The organism is Pedobacter sp. (genome assembly GCF_035566355.1).
Lineage (GTDB): Bacteria > Bacteroidota > Bacteroidia > Sphingobacteriales > Sphingobacteriaceae > Pedobacter.
On record NZ_DATMRL010000269.1, the window covers coordinates 1 to 16,536 of the forward strand.

General features: G+C 39.8%; 14 protein-coding genes. 2 read left to right on the top strand and 12 right to left on the bottom strand.

Annotation, left to right across the window (positions count from 1 at the left end; all coding sequences use genetic code 11):
• The 3 genes from VNZ46_RS10585 to VNZ46_RS10595 form a co-directional block, all read right to left on the bottom strand.
• Window positions 1–493: DUF6428 family protein (locus tag VNZ46_RS10585; RefSeq protein ID WP_325560132.1), on the bottom strand; the 493-nt coding region annotated here is incomplete at its 3' end.
• Window positions 494–580: 87 nt separating this feature from the next.
• Complete coding sequence (locus tag VNZ46_RS10590; protein ID WP_325560133.1) at window positions 581–910, bottom strand: metalloregulator ArsR/SmtB family transcription factor; 330 nt, start codon at window positions 908–910, stop codon at window positions 581–583.
• Window positions 911–1,004: 94 nt separating this feature from the next.
• The gene (locus tag VNZ46_RS10595; protein ID WP_325560134.1) at window positions 1,005–1,790 is read right to left on the bottom strand and encodes a DUF4350 domain-containing protein; all 786 of its coding nucleotides are present in this window, start codon (window positions 1,788–1,790) and stop codon (window positions 1,005–1,007) included.
• A 233-nt stretch (window positions 1,791–2,023) separates the two neighbouring features.
• Here VNZ46_RS10595 and VNZ46_RS10600 point away from each other — a divergent pair, with 233 nt between their 5' ends.
• Window positions 2,024–2,344 (top strand): twin-arginine translocase TatA/TatE family subunit, encoded by a 321-nt coding sequence (locus tag VNZ46_RS10600; RefSeq protein ID WP_325560135.1) that lies wholly within the window; start codon window positions 2,024–2,026, stop codon window positions 2,342–2,344.
• Window positions 2,345–2,440: 96 nt separating this feature from the next.
• On the opposite strand, the gene VNZ46_RS10605 is transcribed toward VNZ46_RS10600, so the two are convergent.
• The 6 genes from VNZ46_RS10605 to VNZ46_RS10630 form a co-directional block, all read right to left on the bottom strand.
• A complete protein-coding gene (locus VNZ46_RS10605) occupies window positions 2,441–3,349 on the bottom strand; it encodes an alpha/beta hydrolase (RefSeq protein WP_325560136.1) in 909 nt (302 codons plus the stop codon).
• Between the two features lie 179 nt (window positions 3,350–3,528).
• Complete coding sequence (locus VNZ46_RS10610) at window positions 3,529–5,112, bottom strand: Na+/H+ antiporter (protein ID WP_325560137.1); 1,584 nt, start codon at window positions 5,110–5,112, stop codon at window positions 3,529–3,531.
• A 103-nt stretch (window positions 5,113–5,215) separates the two neighbouring features.
• The gene (locus tag VNZ46_RS10615; protein ID WP_325560138.1) at window positions 5,216–5,629 is read right to left on the bottom strand and encodes an SRPBCC family protein; all 414 of its coding nucleotides are present in this window, start codon (window positions 5,627–5,629) and stop codon (window positions 5,216–5,218) included.
• 141 nt (window positions 5,630–5,770) lie between these two features.
• On the bottom strand, window positions 5,771–7,300 hold the full coding sequence (locus VNZ46_RS10620; RefSeq protein ID WP_325560139.1) for an aldehyde dehydrogenase family protein: 1,530 nt from the start codon (window positions 7,298–7,300) through the stop codon (window positions 5,771–5,773).
• Between the two features lie 14 nt (window positions 7,301–7,314).
• Window positions 7,315–8,220, bottom strand: a complete 906-nt coding sequence (locus VNZ46_RS10625) for a DUF1338 domain-containing protein (protein WP_325560140.1) — start codon at window positions 8,218–8,220, stop codon at window positions 7,315–7,317.
• Between the two features lie 5 nt (window positions 8,221–8,225).
• Window positions 8,226–9,287 (bottom strand): saccharopine dehydrogenase family protein, encoded by a 1,062-nt coding sequence (locus VNZ46_RS10630; protein WP_325560141.1) that lies wholly within the window; start codon window positions 9,285–9,287, stop codon window positions 8,226–8,228.
• A 68-nt stretch (window positions 9,288–9,355) separates the two neighbouring features.
• Between VNZ46_RS10630 and VNZ46_RS10635 the strand changes: the two genes are divergently transcribed.
• Window positions 9,356–10,252 (top strand): LysR family transcriptional regulator, encoded by an 897-nt coding sequence (locus tag VNZ46_RS10635; protein ID WP_325560142.1) that lies wholly within the window; start codon window positions 9,356–9,358, stop codon window positions 10,250–10,252.
• Between the two features lie 46 nt (window positions 10,253–10,298).
• Here the strand turns inward: VNZ46_RS10635 and VNZ46_RS10640 are convergent, their stop codons facing one another.
• Genes VNZ46_RS10640 through VNZ46_RS10650 form a run of 3 tightly spaced genes read right to left on the bottom strand, consistent with a single transcriptional unit; the run spans window position 10,299 to window position 16,515 of the window.
• Window positions 10,299–11,273, bottom strand: coding sequence for a glycerophosphodiester phosphodiesterase family protein (locus tag VNZ46_RS10640; protein ID WP_325560143.1), 975 nt, complete (start codon window positions 11,271–11,273; stop codon window positions 10,299–10,301).
• A 45-nt stretch (window positions 11,274–11,318) separates the two neighbouring features.
• Complete coding sequence (locus VNZ46_RS10645; RefSeq protein ID WP_325560144.1) at window positions 11,319–12,896, bottom strand: SusD/RagB family nutrient-binding outer membrane lipoprotein; 1,578 nt, start codon at window positions 12,894–12,896, stop codon at window positions 11,319–11,321.
• Between the two features lie 10 nt (window positions 12,897–12,906).
• Window positions 12,907–16,515, bottom strand: coding sequence for a SusC/RagA family TonB-linked outer membrane protein (locus VNZ46_RS10650; RefSeq protein ID WP_325560145.1), 3,609 nt, complete (start codon window positions 16,513–16,515; stop codon window positions 12,907–12,909).
• Between the last annotated feature and the right edge of the window lie 21 nt (window positions 16,516–16,536).

A 16,536-nucleotide genomic window follows, 5' to 3' on the forward strand; every position in this document is an offset into this window, starting at 1 on the left:
TCTTCACCATTGGAGTACAGCACTCCTCACCAGTATCCGTTGTACCACAACTTCCACCTCTTCCAATAGCCTTACACTCAACGGCATCTGGACGCAAATCAATAATCAGGTTTTCTCCAGATACTAGAAAGCCATTTGGAAACATTTGCCTGGTATCAAATTGAGAATTTCCAAATTCAATTTTAACTGTACCGAGGGGATTTAAAGGAAGTGACTTCTCTACAAGGTTAACAACAGATAATGCTTTACTTACTTTCATCGCTCTATCTTGTTCCTCTCCTTCTGGCTCCCACAATTGCACAATGATCTCGGTCCAGCTATTCATAACACCACCACAGTCTACCGATACGATCGGAGCTTGCTTTATTTCGGTGATGTGATAGGAAGCATCCACCCATTTGTCTTCTGCGTATTGAAATTGTAACGTCAAGTCGGGATGTTGTTCCAATGTTTCTTTAAAGGTTTTCCAGTTAATTGCTTCTAATTTATCCATGATTTTAAGTTCTGTTTATGATGATTATAATTTTAGATTTCATTTATAGTATTATTGCAATATTACGATACATATAGCCAAATTTTTTTAACAGCAGTCTGTCTTTAGGTTATAAGTACCAAAGAAGCCTGAAAGCTGTTTTTCCAGGTCTTTCCAAACTATAGGATTGATGCAGTAACAAACAGATACGCCTTCAATTGTACCCTGAATTAAACCCGCTGTTTTCAGTTCTTTTAAATGTTGTGAGATTGTGGCTTGTGCTAATCCTAATTCTTCTACCAAATCGCCACAAATACAGGCATTAGATTTAATGATCTGCTGTAAGATGGCGATCCTGGCTGGATGGGCAATGGCTTTCAGTAAAGTTGAAAGCCTGTTTTGCTCTTCGGTGAATATTTCTGATTTAGTAAGTCCCATAATTATATATCGCAATATTACGATGCTTAATTGTAATATCCAAATCTTATCTGTTAAACTTTATCAAAATGATATTTTTATTACCTGTAAAAGATTATTTCGCTGGAACCTGCTCCATCAACCATTTTGTAATATCATGGGCTGCTTTATCATTTTCGAAATCTGATGGCAACCTCCCGTTTGTATATTCATTGTACAACCACGGATCTCCGACAGCTACAACCGTCCCTTTTCCGTATTTAGTGATGGCTATAATAACAGCGTTGTCCTTATTTTTCAATCCTGCATAAGCTGCGCCATTAATCGAAATAGAACAAACGTCTTTCATAAATATCTTGCGGCTGGTTTTAAAAATTGGATCATTCTTAATTTCTACAGCACCATCCTCAAAATGATCGTCATTAATCACATGATTTTGAAGATCATCATTAAAATGCAGCCCGAATTTCCCCGCCAGTTGATTGAAATGAGGCAATTCTACATTAGCACTATCATTCGCGAGTAAAAACAGTACGCCTCCTGATTTCACCCATTTAACAATTTCAAGGATGTCTTTCTTTTCAATATAATTAGGATTTGGGCTCTCTTTTTTAGTATCTGGATCAACAATAATGTATACATCTGTATTTTTCAAATTGGCGGCTGTTGGCGCGGCATCCAAAGATTTCAACTTTGCACCATTGCTGGTAAAGGCCTTTCCCAATATAGAAAAGCCTGTGCTTCCGGTATCTTCCCACATGTAATGAAACCTTTCCTTCTGCCCTGTTTTTGTAGTTCTTACTTCATGGTTAAAATGATAATCAAGTGTTACAGTTTGTGCTGTCGACGCGAAAGAAATTGAAGTCAAGAGTACAAGGTTAAGCCAAAGTTTGTGTTTCATCGGGAATAATTATTGATTTAAATGATATTTCGTCCGTTTAAGCAAATATATAAGTTTATTCTATTTCTATTCTATTACATAGAATAGCTTTTCTTTTAACCGATAAACTGAGCCTATGGCGAAATTATTTAATATGAAAATCATATTAACATTAAAATGTTTTAATGTAGACTGAAATGTCTTTATCGCATTCTATCTTTGAAAACACATCATTTTTTTTTTTATAAAAGCATATGTATCAAGGAACATTAATAGAATTCTTAAATATTGGAGGAAGCGAGCTCATTCTGATCTTTGCAGTCATTCTTCTTCTGTTTGGTGGCAAAAAGTTACCGGAACTAGCACGTGGGCTAGGCCAGGGAATAAGGGATTTTAAAGACGCCTCAGAAGGTGTAAAAAGAGAAATCCACCGAAACATTAACAATTTGGATGTTCGCGAAGATTTGAAAGCCGAAACGGTTAGAGTACCTACTCAAACTGCAGAACCTATTAACTTAACAAAGGAAGTTGTTTCTGAAGGCCTTACTGGGATAAACCTGTCGAAAAACGACTAATTTTTATAAAAACTTAAGTTCAACACAATATTACTTCTGCTTTAGCGTCTTTATATACGAGAGCGTTAATTTAGATTAGGCGGGAATGGTCGGAGATCATTCCCGCTTTCCTTTTTCTGATTTATCAAGGAATCTTTCAATCATTGGAATAACAAAGTCTTCCTCTTTAGAAGCCGATTTAAGTGTGGTTATTTCTCCAATATACTCGCCATGGATACCTGGAATTATAGCCAATTCTGAATTGATCATCTGCCTATGCATGTCAATAGCATGCTCAGGCGTTATAACATCTTTGTCTCCTATAATAATTAGTACTGGTGCCTTAATGGATTCGATCTGCTGGTCTGGTATATCTGTAAAATTCACCATTCTTTTCGCATCCTTATCATGCATGATTTGCAAGCCTTTAGGATCTGGTGCTACTTGAAGGTAAGCCTCTTTTAACTGTTCAGGCATATTGGCCAACTTCGCCTGTTTCATAAAATCCCAAAATTGTAAGGGAACACCATTGCGTTTGCAAAGTGCAGAACCTAAAACCATCTTATCAACTATTTGAGGATGACGAATGACAATCTGAACAGTCGTTGTCCCGCCGTTACTGAAACCAAAAAAGTCTGCTTTATCAATATTCAAATGCTGTAAAAGTACAGCAACATCATCTGCATCCTGCTCAAATGATACATCCTTATCTCTGTCACTGGTTCTTCCGTGTGCTTGCAGCTCTACCGCTATTACTTGTCTATGTTTAGCAAGCATGGGTATAACTCTGCCAAAGGTAGTTTGGATAGTAGAGCCACCTCCATGAAGCAAAACAAGAGGTTTGCCCTGTCCATAAATTTCATAGTACATTTTAATTCCATTGACTTCTGAATAGCCTTTTTTCGAAATCAAAGTATCATTTAGATTTCCCTTAACTTGGTTCCTGCTTTCTTTTATTGGGTTTGCATTACTGCAAGACGATAATATCAGCAGTGCAATAACAGTGTATACAATTGTCCTTTTCATCTTTATAAATTTAAATTAAACATATTACGCAAGCATTCACTTGCAAATATATGTGCAAGTATTTAATTGCGCAATTTATATTCATATTTTTTATAAAAAGGATCGGTGACTAATAGCCAGTTGAGATCTTTTAGTCTGACTAACACGTAACCCGCAAGGCCCTGAGGCTACTTTAAATTCTAAATAACTTTCAGTCGTTCCTCCTCAAGATCAATCTGATACAATTGCTGCTGGATAAGTTCTTCGTTAATAGAAGAATTCTTGTTCAACTCAGTAAGATATTGGCGTTGGCTTTCGAGCAGTTCAACAAAGATGACCTTTGTTTTCTCATTCATCCAGCTGTCGTCTGTAGCTTTTGATTTTTCTTCCCAATGCTTTAAAAATTTCTCCATACCAGCATGCCCATTCAACTCATTATCATACTTGTTTTTAAGAAATTTATAGACATGTTCCTTTAGCCCATGCTTCATTTTTTGTTTAGCCGATTCTTCAGCCTCCTCATTAAATATTTGACCTGAGAGCCCCATACGATCGATGAAGTAAGGAAGTGTAAGCCCTTGTACTACGAGTGTAAGTAATATAACAACAAAAGTGATAAACAGTATTAAATCCCGGTTCGGAAAAGCAATCCCATTGTCAAATGCGACAGGTATGGATAATGCAGCAGCCAACGATACCACGCCACGCATCCCTGTCCAGCCAAGAAACAATGGAATAGTCCAGCGCGTTCTACTGGAAGATACAGCAGGTGCTACACTCGGGCGGAAGATCAACGTGGCTGCCATCGCGACATAAGAACTAATGATACGTGCAGCGATCAAAATCCCTGTAACCAGCACACCATAACCGATAGCCGTACTCAAAGGAATCCCTTTTGAGCGCAATCCTCCTATAATTTCGGGCAGTTCAAGGCCGATAATCATAAAGACGATGCCATTCAAGATAAATATGAAACTTTCCCATACACTGAATGCCCTGATGCGGCTCGTGCTGCTCAAAAAAATCAGCCTTCTCGCAGACATAAATAAACCGCCGCTTACCACTGCAAGCACCCCAGAGCTGTGTACCTGCTCCGCTATCCAGTACATAAAATAAGGTTCAATGAGCATAAGTGCTATATCTGAAGGCGCATCTGTCGGCAAATATTTATGTGCCTGGACAAATATCCAGCCCAGCAATAAACCAATACCCGCACCTCCAACAATCATCCACACAAAACTCAGCGCCGCATCCTGCCAGATAAACTGACCAGTGCCAACGGCCACCAATGCAAAACGGAAGATGATCAGCGAGGACGCATCATTTAACAGACTTTCACCCTCCAAAATAGCCGAAGTGGAATTTGGTATTTTAACAAATTTGGTAATAGCTCCGGTACTCACTGCATCAGGTGGGGATACAATGCCGCCCAATAAAAATCCAAGTCCAATGGTAAAGCCTGGAAGCAGGTAATTAGTTACCAGGGCCACAGACAATGCCGTAAAAAAAACGACAAGGAATGCAAAACTACCAATGATACGCCACCATTTTTTCATCTCTTTAAAAGAGATAGACCAGGCAGCCTCAAAAAGCATCGGTGGAAGAAAAATAAAGAAAATCAGATCCGGGTGAATCTTTACCATGGGCAATCCAGGTATAAAACTGATCAACAGCCCCCCAACCACCAATAGAATGGGATAAGCAATTTTGAGTTTGGCAGCCCACATGTTCAACAGTACGATGACCATGATCATGGCTAGTAAAAAAGGTAGAATTGAATGCATCACTGGCGTTTTGCATTCAATTTATAAAAAAACTTTTAAACAGGCCCTGGCCGTAAACTTTTTATTTTGCTGACGACCAAGGATGTTCCTTTATATTCTGGTGTTAGTTTGATTCTGTATATTTCTTGAAGTTGTCCAGTATAGCCTGCCAACCATTTTTCTGCATTTCCAGAGGATGTTCTGTTTCCGGATCAAATGTAACCGTGACTTCGGTTTGATCTCCATCTTTTTTAAAAACAACAGCTGCCTGTCTTCCGTTTGGCATGGTATAGGTAAATCTTTCCCCCTCAATAACCTCATTATAAACTGCTTCAAAATCAAAACCGAAACTTCCATCTTTGGCTTCCATTCTTGCCGAATATTTTCCTCCTACGCGCATGTCATTTGATGCAGAGGGGCATTGCCAGGAAGGATCTGCAAAGTTCCATCTGATGATGTGTTCTGGGTTTGTATAATCATCCCAAACTTTTCCAATAGCAGCATGTACAGTAGCGGTAACAACGATTTTATTGCTCATTTTTTCCTTATTTGTTCCAAACATAAAAGCAACCAATCGGTTTATCAAATTTATTGTCAAAATTTTTCAAATAAAAAGGAGCCGTTTCGTTTTCACGAAACGGCTCCTTTTTATGCCTATTTATTTCACGCTTATGAAATGTTAAAAGTCAAATTTTATCCCTTGAGCCAGGGGCAGCGTATTTGAATAGTTGATGGTATTTGTTTGTCTGCGCATATAAGCTTTCCAGGCATCCGAACCACTTTCTCTTCCCCCTCCCGTTTCTTTTTCACCTCCAAATGCACCGCCGATTTCCGCTCCTGAAGTACCGATATTTACATTAGCAATCCCGCAATCAGAGCCATTTGCAGATAAAAATTGTTCTGCTTCACGCAAATTGAGGGTCATGATTGCCGACGACAAGCCCTGAGGAACACCATTTTGCAAGGCGATAGCCTCTTCCAGGGTTTTATATTTGATCAGATAAAGTATCGGCGCAAATGTTTCATCTTGTACAATTTCATAATCATTTTTAACCTCAGCAATACATGGTTTAACATAACAGCCGGAAATGAATCCATCACCATCCAGCACCCCGCCCTCTACAATAAAAACGGCGCCCTCTTCTTTTCCCTTCGCAATTGCGTTGTTGTATATCTCAACGGCCTGCTTATCTATAAGTGGCCCCACATGATTATTCTGATCTAAAGGATCACCTATGCGAAGCTGGGCATAAGCCTTTACCAGTTTAGCCTTCAATATTTCATAAATATCTTCATGGATAATTAGCCTTCGGGTAGAGGTGCAGCGCTGTCCTGCAGTACCAACTGCTCCAAATACCGCCCCGATAACAGACATTTCCAAATCTGCATCTTTAGAAACAATAATAGCATTATTTCCACCCAACTCCAGAATACTACGTCCAAACCTTGAAGCAACTGCCGAAGAAACAATTCTTCCGATCTTTGTAGATCCGGTAAAGGAAACAAGTGGAATGCGTTTGTCATTATTGATCATATCACCCGCCGCATTGCCAATCAGCAAATTGCTTATACCTTCAGGCATGTCGTTCAATTTAAGAACTCTGGCTATAATTTGCTGACATGCAATGGCGCAGAGTGGCGTTTTAGAAGAGGGCTTCCAGACACATACATTTCCACAAACCCAGGCCAGGGCAGTATTCCAAGCCCAAACTGCAACAGGGAAGTTAAAAGCAGAAATGACACCTACAATGCCTAAAGGATGCCACTGCTCATACATTCTATGATTTGGCCTTTCGGAATGCATGGTTAATCCGTAAAGCTGGCGGGAAAGTCCAACAGCAAAATCACATATATCGATCATTTCCTGAACCTCACCTAAACCTTCCTGCAAACTTTTACCCATTTCATACGAAACCAAGGTGCCCAGATCTTCTTTCTGTTCGCGAAGCGCATCCCCAAATTGACGTACGATATCGCCACGTTTTGGTCCTGGAATATTTCTCCAGAATAAAGATGCCTCCTGAGCCTTTTTTAACACAACTTCGTAATTAGCTGCATCGGCACTTTGAACGTCTGCAATCAAGGTTCCGTCAACCGGAGAAAATGAGCTGATTTGTTTGCCTTCGGAGCTTAGCCATGAAGAACCTGTAGAGGTTCCCTGATTGACTTCCTCAATCCCTAATCTTTTTAAAATTTGATTCATCTTCATTTCGTTTTGTTTGATCAGGATTCCGTTTGCCTGATATATGTACTTTCAAAAATTTTATCTGCATTGCCTGTTTCAAAGCCCTCTCTGCGGTGTTCGGGCTTAATTGACAGGACCGGTAAGTTTCTAAATTCCGGCAGCACCAGACGTTCAGAAAATTCTACATAGCTCCCTGCTATTGGCATGGTTTCTCCATCAGAAAAACCTGCCAAATGCATTTGAGCAACTGTGCTGCTCTGGCGCAATAAGCCATCCGGACTCACTTTAATTTTTCCACCTTCAGCATTCAGTTTCAATCCTAATGATTCTACAAACTCGTTAAAGCTTTCCAGTGTATTATAACCATCTTTCAGGTCGTGAACGCTAATGGTATAGTGATTTAAGTAATAGCGGTTAAAGATGACCCAGGCGGCATATTCGCTTTCTTCAAGCAAATCCTGGTAATCTTTTTTGTTAGGAAGTTCCCATAGAGATTGGTGAAAGAATTCTCCAACAGCCTTTCCATCACTAAGATCCAAAAGATCAACCGGATCTTTCCCGATATGTTTTGTGTACCCCTGAATGATCCTTTGGGCACGTTCGGAGAGCTGGTCTACAATCAATTCGCTCATAAAAATCCTTGGATATTCAGCAGAAGGCGGTGAATACCAGTAGGCATTCAGTTTTTTACTTTCAAAATGGTAATAGTCCCTTTTTTGATAACCATGGTGCAGGAATATCTTTTCAAAAGAGGCTATCCCTAAATTCGGGACACCCAGTGTTCTGAAAGCTATATGATCATTGATGATCTCTTTTTGTGACGCGATCACACCCTTTTCAACGAGTGCGTTTGTAATCTTCTTTACAGCCGGCACCTGGTCCCGGTACCGCTCAAAAAGGATATTTAAAAAAACGTCTAAAGGTTTATTTTTATTAAAATTCATATTCTTTATTTAAAAAAACTGCCGGTTTGGGTGGCAAGCAATGCATCAAAAGAGATTTCTTCCTGTTTGATAAATCCTTTAGAAGGTAATGCTCCCGCCGCAACCATTTCTACTACTGCCACTAAACTGGCTGCTGTCGTCCAGGAAATCGCTCTCCAGTGCTGCCCGTCAATAACCATCGGAGCACATGATTTACAGTATTCATTCCTTTTCATTTGACCATCCTTCCATCCTTCGGCTACTGCATAAATCAGTACCACATCTTCCTGAACTTCTGGTTTTGCATTTTTGAGAATATCTTCCAATTGCTGTTTATTGTCTTTCATATGCAATTCATGAATCAGAAAGTTCATTAAATCACAATGTCCGGGATAACGAATTGTTTTGTAGTCTAATTTATCTACTTTTCCTTCGTAAGTTTCACACATGGTGCCTAGTCCACCTGAAGTATAAAAGGCTTCGTAGCCAGCCCCATCTATATTGATGGCTTCTTTTCCCTGCAGTGAAATAACCTGTTTGCGCTGACCATTGTGAATGGCTTCGGCATCGTTTATATATTCATTGACTACTCCTGCTGCAGACCAGGTAAAAGAATAACCCATTTCTCCATTAGGGTATTTAGGCAGCGCGCCTACCCGCATTTCTATAGAACGTAATTTTTCAAAGTCTTTGGCTAAATGCGCACCTATAATCCCAATAATACCTGGAGCCAGCCCGCATTGTGGCGCCATTACAGAAGTCGCCGTTTCACTTAAGCCGATAATATAATTGGTTGTCTCCACATCTTCTGTCAGGTCAAAATAATGCTTTCCCTGTTTATGGGCAATGGCTGCAATCGCCTTATTTAAAAAGTAGGGCAGCGCAGATACCACCGCATCGTGTTCAGAAATAATCTTTTCCATCAATTGGATGTCTGTTACATCTCCTGTAACCACTTTAAATGGAAGATCAAATGAATAATGTGGTGCTTGTTTATCCATACCCGTCACCTCAAATTGCTTGCTCAATAGTGAACCAACCAGTGTGCCTACTTTTCCAAGTCCGAGTGTAAGTACTTTTTTAATCATGTTTATATTTAGTTTGTTGCCAAATATCTCTACATTTATCATTACTGACAATTCATATTAATTAAGTAATGATAAGTATCGCTAATCAAATTGAATTGAGGCATCTCGCTTATTTTAAAGTTCTGGCGGAGAAATTACATTACCGCGAGGCCTCTGAGCTACTTTTTATATCACAATCTGCATTAAGTCAGCAGATCAAACAATTGGAGGGGATTCTGAAAGTTCAATTGTTTGACAGGACAAACAAGAAGGTATATCTTACCGATGCGGGCAGCTTATTTTATAAAGATGTACAACAAATTCTCAATAAGATAGAAACTGCAGTTACGAACATAAAATTATTAAAAATGGGCAATACAGGACAGATCAGGATAGGCTTTGTGGCCTCGGCCATGGAGTCTGTACTGCCCGACGTACTTAAACTGTTCAACAGCGACTGTCCAAATATCAAATTTCAACTCGATGAGCTGAGCAATGCCGATCAGTTCATGCATTTACAAAATGAACTCCTTGATATTGGTTTCATGAGGAGTAATCATTTACCAGAGGGTTTTATCAATAAACGGGTGTATGTGGAAACGTTTTCTTTGGTATTGCCTGCCACTCATCCCATGACCAGCAAAAAGTTTGACAATATTGCCCAGTTGGCCCAGGAGCCGTTCATCTTATTTCCAAACGAAAAAAGCCAATTGTATTATCAGCAGATTCTCAATCTCTGTGCCGACCAGGGCTTTGTACCCAAGGTTGCTCACCGTTCCATCCACGCACCAACCATTTTCAGACTGGTAGAAAATGGAATGGGGTTATCGATTATACCTACTTCCCTGGCACATACAGACAATCCCAACATCAGGTTTATTGAATTGACAAATGTCCCTCAAAAAACTGCGCTGTTTGCGACATGGAAGAAGGACAATGTCAACCCTGCACTGCCCTATCTGTTAGATATGTTAAAAGAACAGTAAGCCCAATCCTAAAAATGATTGGGCTCTGAAATAAATATTAGACAGTTTATTTCTGCTGATAACTGCCGAACAATTTCACCAAAAGATCTGGCCGGTTGCTAATGATCCCATCAACACCAAGTTTCCCCAAGGCAACCATATCTTCTTCTTTATCCACCGTCCATGGAAGGATCAGCATATTCTTTTCATGTACTTTTTTCACCAGATCAGCATCAACACCACTATAGTACGGACTATAAATATCAGGGGTGAAACCCAATTTAGCCAACTCACCGTCTAATCCACCACTACTAATGTTCATTTTTTTTACCAGCGCTTCCGTTTCTTTAGAATAACCGTTCTTTTTAAGTTCTGAAGCAATATCCATCTTACCAAAAACCAATAAAGCCAATTTCACTTTGGGTGAAGTTTTATGCAGAATCTGCAGGGTTCTCACATCAAAGGACTGAATAATAAAGCGGTTTTTAATATTTTTGCTATCAATCACCTCCATCATCGTCTTAACAAAAACGTCTGGCAAGGGATTATACACCCCATCGCCCATTAGGGAAGTTTTGGTTTCAATATTATAATATACAGGTTTAAGATGATTTTCTTTCACATAAGCTTCTACACTATCTATCAGATCAGATAAAAGTGGCTTATGGGTTTTCATTTTTACTTGTTCAGGAAATGCCGAGTATAATCTGCTTCCTGAATCAAAATGACTGATGCTATCGTAAGTCATTTTAAATAAAGCCATACTTTTTTCTTCTTCTTTTGTTACATCAGAACCGTCTGGTTTACGCATAAAATTTGATGACATATAAGGATCGTGGGATACCACTACTTTACCGTCGCTGGTAATTGCAAGATCCAGCTCGAGGGTTCTGGCGCCAAGTTTAACGGCATTGATCATTGCAGGAATAGTGTTTTCTGGCATTAAAGCCATCCCACCACGATGCGCCTGTACATCTAATTTTTGTTGTCCGAAGGCAGTACCCGCCAACAGCATGCTCGTTACTATTATTAATTTTTTCATAATTTATTTTTTATTTTATTTTTTTTAACTAGGTCTTTGCAATAATTATTTGAGGAGCCACATCACTCCGTTTACATCATCTACATTTCCATATTGGGCTATCGCTGCATTATAGTTATCGGTATTTGCAGACTGTTCTGCTGCGAAGTATTTGTAACGTAAAGCGATCTTTCCGTTATTACCCGTCCCAACACCTGTTTTAAAAATAGGGAAGCCTGTACGTCTCCAGTTAAAATAAGCTTCTAAGCCACTATTCAGAAAAAATGCAACATACTTTTGCTGTATGATCTGCTGAAGTCCAGTTGTATTATTGCCTGCGTATTTCACGCCAGGTTGCGCATAGTATGTGGTATAATCTACGTTAACAGTATTACTCACATAGGGTCCATTTATTGAAATACCCAAAGGAAGTGAGTAAACCGTCATAGCCCCTTTATCCGGTATTCCATAAAATGCCATGGAAGATTTAATTCCTTCATTATAATAAGCCTCAGCTCCTCCGATAGGACCACTCGACACCCATCCCCTGTTGATCGCTTCTGCAATATTGAAACACATTTCCGTATAATTAATAATGGCCGTTGGCTCGCCTGTATATCCCGAAAAATAACGGTACCGGTTGATATAGCTCAGCTTACCACCTCCATTTTGGCTGGCGAGAACACCCATATCCAAACCAATATTTCCGCCCTGAAAAGAAGCAAAATCTGTGGGACTTCCACCCGCTGTAACTAAGCCTGGTGCAGGATCAGTAGTTACGAAGACCCTTGGATCTTTATTTGCGGTCAACAATCCAACATAGGTATCGGCACTATTATTCAAAGCACCATTTGCAAATAATTCCTTATTTAATGGATATCGATTGGTGGGGTTTAGCCAGATATACCGGAGATCATTGCTACTGCTTTTCATGATCGGATAAGTAGCAGGGTCTGATAAAATTGAAGCAAACTGCTGTGCAACTTTAAGATCTGTATCCTCTACCTTTTTACTCAGGTGGATCAGTAACCTTAATCTATACGTATTGACTACCCTTTGCCAGGCACGCAGATCATTACCAAAATACATATCCCCACTTAGGGAAGTGTTATTTTTGGTAATCAGGGCGGCGAGATCCTTATTGGATTCCTCTAACAAGCTCAGACTGGTCATAAAAATCGTTTTCTGACTATCATATACTGGTTTAAGCATCTTTTCCCCTTTCAATGCTTCAGACATTGGCAGATCGCCCATTTGAAGACTCATTTTAGTAAAGAAATAAGCCCTGAAAAATTTACCCAATGCATGATAAGGATTCAAATCATCTGCACCTGCAAGTACGGCCTGACTTTCCATATTCACAACATTGGTCAGTGTGGGGTACAAGTTACTCCCCGAGTCAAAATTATACTGATTATTACCGAAATAGGAATTGTTCTGAAGCTGGTACTGATTTGTTCTGTCCAATTGCGATCCGGGAGCTTCCAGCATACTATTCAAAATACTGTTTAGCAGCAGGGAAGCGGGAACAACTGTTGGTTTATTTGGATTTAAATATAGATCCTGAAAGTTCTTTTTGCAGCCCGGGCCTACTACAGCCGCAAATGCAATCAGTAACCATACTCTTTTAATATATCTCTTCATTTGATCAATTTTAAAATACAACATTTAGGTTCACACCATAGCGCCGTGTGGTTGGTGTTTGAAGCGTTGAAGCTCCGTTGGCCGCATTAAACTGCTCGATATCTATGCCTTTATACTTATTGTCTTTATAAAAATAGAGCAGGTTACGGCCCAATACAGAAACACTTGCCTTTTTAATCCATGACTTTTTCAGCCATTCCTTAGGTAGATCATAGCCAATGACCACCTCCCTAAGTTTCGCATAAGTTTTGCTCACCAGCATCCCTTCCTGTATTTGGCCATAATATTGAGTTGCCCAGGATTGAACTGTACTGGTGGCTGTATTTTTAGTAAACTGTAATTCGTTATAATTGGTGATATGGCCAAAATTATCATACTTGATTGGCACCCCATTTGAAACCTGAACGCCATCGCCTACATAAGTACCTTTATAATTAGACACACCTGCGTTGGCATCATCATCAAGTCTTGATTTACCAATAGCTCCCTCTACTGTGGCGATATTGGCGCCCCCCTGCATAGTCAGTGAATAAAGCCGGTCGGAAATCTTTCCGCCAACGCTTCCATCAAACTGAAAGCTCAATGAAAAGTTTTTATAGGCAAACCTATTTCCAATTGACCAGGCAAAATCTGCATTCATATAGCCCAGAAATTGATTCACTGGATTCTTTAATGGCTTGCCTCCGGCATCATACACAATCTGTCCGTCGGGTGCCTTTACAAATCCTGAACTATATAATTTATCTGTTCTATCCCCTTTCTGAAAGAAAGTATTGTAATAGGTTTGTCCAGGGGGCAATTCCAGATAGGTATCTTTAAAAGTAGACCAATTGGCGGTAAGGTCCCATGAAAAATCATGTGATTTAACAGGTGTGGCCGTCAACGTCAATTCCAAACCTTGTTTCTTAGTTTTCAGCGCGTTAATATAATAAGTAGTATAACCAGTTGTAGGAGAAATTGAATTTGCTAAAATCTGAGGACCATCAATGTACTGGAAAAAAGTAGCACTCAATCCAATCCTGTTTTTCAACACTCTGATGTCTAGCCCTTCTTCAAAAGTTTTACGGTTAAATGTTTTAATATTGGGATCGAAGATACTGGTTGAAGAAGTTGCAGCGGTGACATTATTATAGGGTTTACTGGTTGAAAACACCGACTGAAGTGAATAATCTGGCCCGCCATATGGGCTCAGATAATTATTTCCATAAGCAGAAAATGCGGTATTGAGCGTGCCGGCTGTCGAACCGCCCAGCGTCGTATAAACATTATAAGGAGTCCCCCCAATACTTGTAGCCGTGGCATCGCCATGTACCGTAGCGAATGATCCTCTGATCTTCATGTAAGAAATTACTTCAGGTAATTTGATATAATCAGAGATCACTGAGGCTACCGAAATGCTTGGATAGAAATAAACATTACTTCCATCGGGTAAGGCCGATGATTTATCAATCCTTCCAGTGGCAGATAAGGTTGCATATTTTCCAATTGAGGCATCTAAAGATGCATAGGCACTAATTACCTGCATTTTTGACCGAAAATTATTGGTCATTAAGGTATTCAGTGAATTATTGAAATTATATACATTTGGAATAACCAGGTAATCTGTAGATGTAAAATTTGAATTATAATTAAAGCTTCGCAGGCTGCTTCCAACTAAACCAGAAAGGTTAATGAGTTTCGTTGGATTATAATTATAGTTTAACTGTACATCAGAATTGTTTTCAAACATGTTCCTTCGGTCTTCCCGATAATCTCCCTGCCCAAGTGTTCTTGAATACGTAAAAGCTCCCCATGGCATTTTCTCGGTTCTTACGAGGGAATAGGTAGTGATCTGCGACCGGCCGGTTAGGTTTAAATGATCATCAATCTTATAGTTAAGGGAAAGATATCCGTATACATCCGTTTTATCGTGGCTTCTGGTCCAGTCTTCAACCATCATCCATGGATTGTTATAATGCACGTGCTCTGGAAAAACGATCTGTTGATTTGTTTTTCCGGGTACCCATTTATTTCTGATATCCGGTGAATCGACATTCCATTCGTCTCCCGTCCATACAGATAAGTTGTAGATCAAACTGTTGGGACCGTAAGTAACATCAGGAACATTGTCAGAATATGTTTTGCTGAAGTTCACGTCTGAATTGAAGGTTAGCCGTTTAGACAGCTGATAGGTAACCGAAGTATTAAAGTTAAAAATGTTTAACCCAGTGTTGGGTACAATCCCCTTTTGATTCGATTCCGAAACGGAGAAACGCATAGCATACTTTTCTCCTGTCGCAGAGAGTGCTATATTATTGGTCGTCTGAAAACCCGGGCGCAGAAATCGGTCAAGATTACTTTTACCGTCTACATAACCCCTGTTCAAATAAGGCTCAGGTTTGATGTTACCCGTGTAGCTAAGGTCGCCAAACTTTGTGGTATAGGTTTGTCCTGGCGTATACAAACCATCATATTGAGGAATCAGTTGCCCTTTGAATCTGGGCCCCCACAATTGATACTGAGCATCTTGCAAGCCGCCGCCAAAACCATCAGCGTAGGCATATTGACCATACATCCCACCGCCATATTCATGCTGTGTCTGTGGTTCTGCAATGAAACCTTTATCAATAGAATTGGTCGAATTGATCTCTACAGTTATGCCTTTTTCCTTTTTTGCTTTTTTTGTGGTAATTAATATCGCCCCGTATTGTGCCCGGCTCCCATACAAAGCAGCGCCTGCAGGACCTTTAAGTACAGTAAAAGTTTCAATATCATCAGGACTCAGGTTATAAGTATCTGAACTGATTGGCACCCCATCTATTACAAATAAAGAAATTTGGTTACCACGCAGGAGTAATGACGGCGCACCAAGCAATTCTGCATTCATAGCTACAGAAAGACCGGCAACCTTACCGGTCAATCCTGTAATTGGATTAGAGTCTCTGGCTTTGACCAGCTCTTCACCTTTCACCTCTTGTACCGCGTAACCAATTTTCCTGGTCTCTTTTTTTACGCCCAAAGCCGTAACCACAACTTCCTGTAAATTTGCAGATGAAGAATGCATACTGACCTGCAGGACATTTTCCGTTCCAGATTTAATTAAATAGGCGTTTACAAGTTGTTTGTCAAACCCTATGTAGCTGAATATGACATCATACGTCTTTCCTGCCTTTAAATCGCTGAAATGAAAATTTCCCTCGGAATCAGATGTTGTCGTTTTAAATTCAGACCGTTCCGTTTGTTTTATCTGAACCGTTACACCAACCATAGGCATTCCAGTTTCATCTTTAATATGCCCCTTTAAAGAGCCAGGTTCCTGAACAACCGGAATGACTTTGATCATCCGGTTTACCTGTTTAAACTCTACTCCCGACTCTTCCCGGATCTTGCTGAACACATCGATAACCGACATATTTTTAACATCAATCGGCGCCGCAGCCTTAAGGCCAACTTCTGGAGAATAAGTAAAAGTCAGATCAGACTGTCTTTTTATTTCATTAAATACTTGTTCCAGAGTAGCATTCCGCAAATTCAGGGTTACATTAGTTTCCCTTAAATCCTGAGACCTCACCTCACTGGCTTGGAGTATTCCGCCAAGGAATAACGTCAGAAAGAGGACAAAAAACGTGAATCTCGTCATCTTATAAATTAATTTTTTTGC

Coding starts and splice junctions, on each gene's coding strand:
- VNZ46_RS10610 (WP_325560137.1), bottom strand. CDS start 5,112: ATGCATTCAATTCTACCTTTTTTACTAGCCATGATCATGGTCATCGTA.
- VNZ46_RS10600 (WP_325560135.1), top strand. CDS start 2,024: ATGTATCAAGGAACATTAATAGAATTCTTAAATATTGGAGGAAGCGAG.
- VNZ46_RS10605 (WP_325560136.1), bottom strand. CDS start 3,349: ATGAAAAGGACAATTGTATACACTGTTATTGCACTGCTGATATTATCG.
- VNZ46_RS10650 (WP_325560145.1), bottom strand. CDS start 16,515: ATGACGAGATTCACGTTTTTTGTCCTCTTTCTGACGTTATTCCTTGGC.
- VNZ46_RS10640 (WP_325560143.1), bottom strand. CDS start 11,273: ATGAAAAAATTAATAATAGTAACGAGCATGCTGTTGGCGGGTACTGCC.
- VNZ46_RS10635 (WP_325560142.1), top strand. CDS start 9,356: ATGATAAGTATCGCTAATCAAATTGAATTGAGGCATCTCGCTTATTTT.
- VNZ46_RS10625 (WP_325560140.1), bottom strand. CDS start 8,220: ATGAATTTTAATAAAAATAAACCTTTAGACGTTTTTTTAAATATCCTT.
- VNZ46_RS10620 (WP_325560139.1), bottom strand. CDS start 7,300: ATGAAGATGAATCAAATTTTAAAAAGATTAGGGATTGAGGAAGTCAAT.
- VNZ46_RS10615 (WP_325560138.1), bottom strand. CDS start 5,629: ATGAGCAATAAAATCGTTGTTACCGCTACTGTACATGCTGCTATTGGA.
- VNZ46_RS10590 (WP_325560133.1), bottom strand. CDS start 910: ATGGGACTTACTAAATCAGAAATATTCACCGAAGAGCAAAACAGGCTT.
- VNZ46_RS10630 (WP_325560141.1), bottom strand. CDS start 9,287: ATGATTAAAAAAGTACTTACACTCGGACTTGGAAAAGTAGGCACACTG.
- VNZ46_RS10645 (WP_325560144.1), bottom strand. CDS start 12,896: ATGAAGAGATATATTAAAAGAGTATGGTTACTGATTGCATTTGCGGCT.
- VNZ46_RS10595 (WP_325560134.1), bottom strand. CDS start 1,790: ATGAAACACAAACTTTGGCTTAACCTTGTACTCTTGACTTCAATTTCT.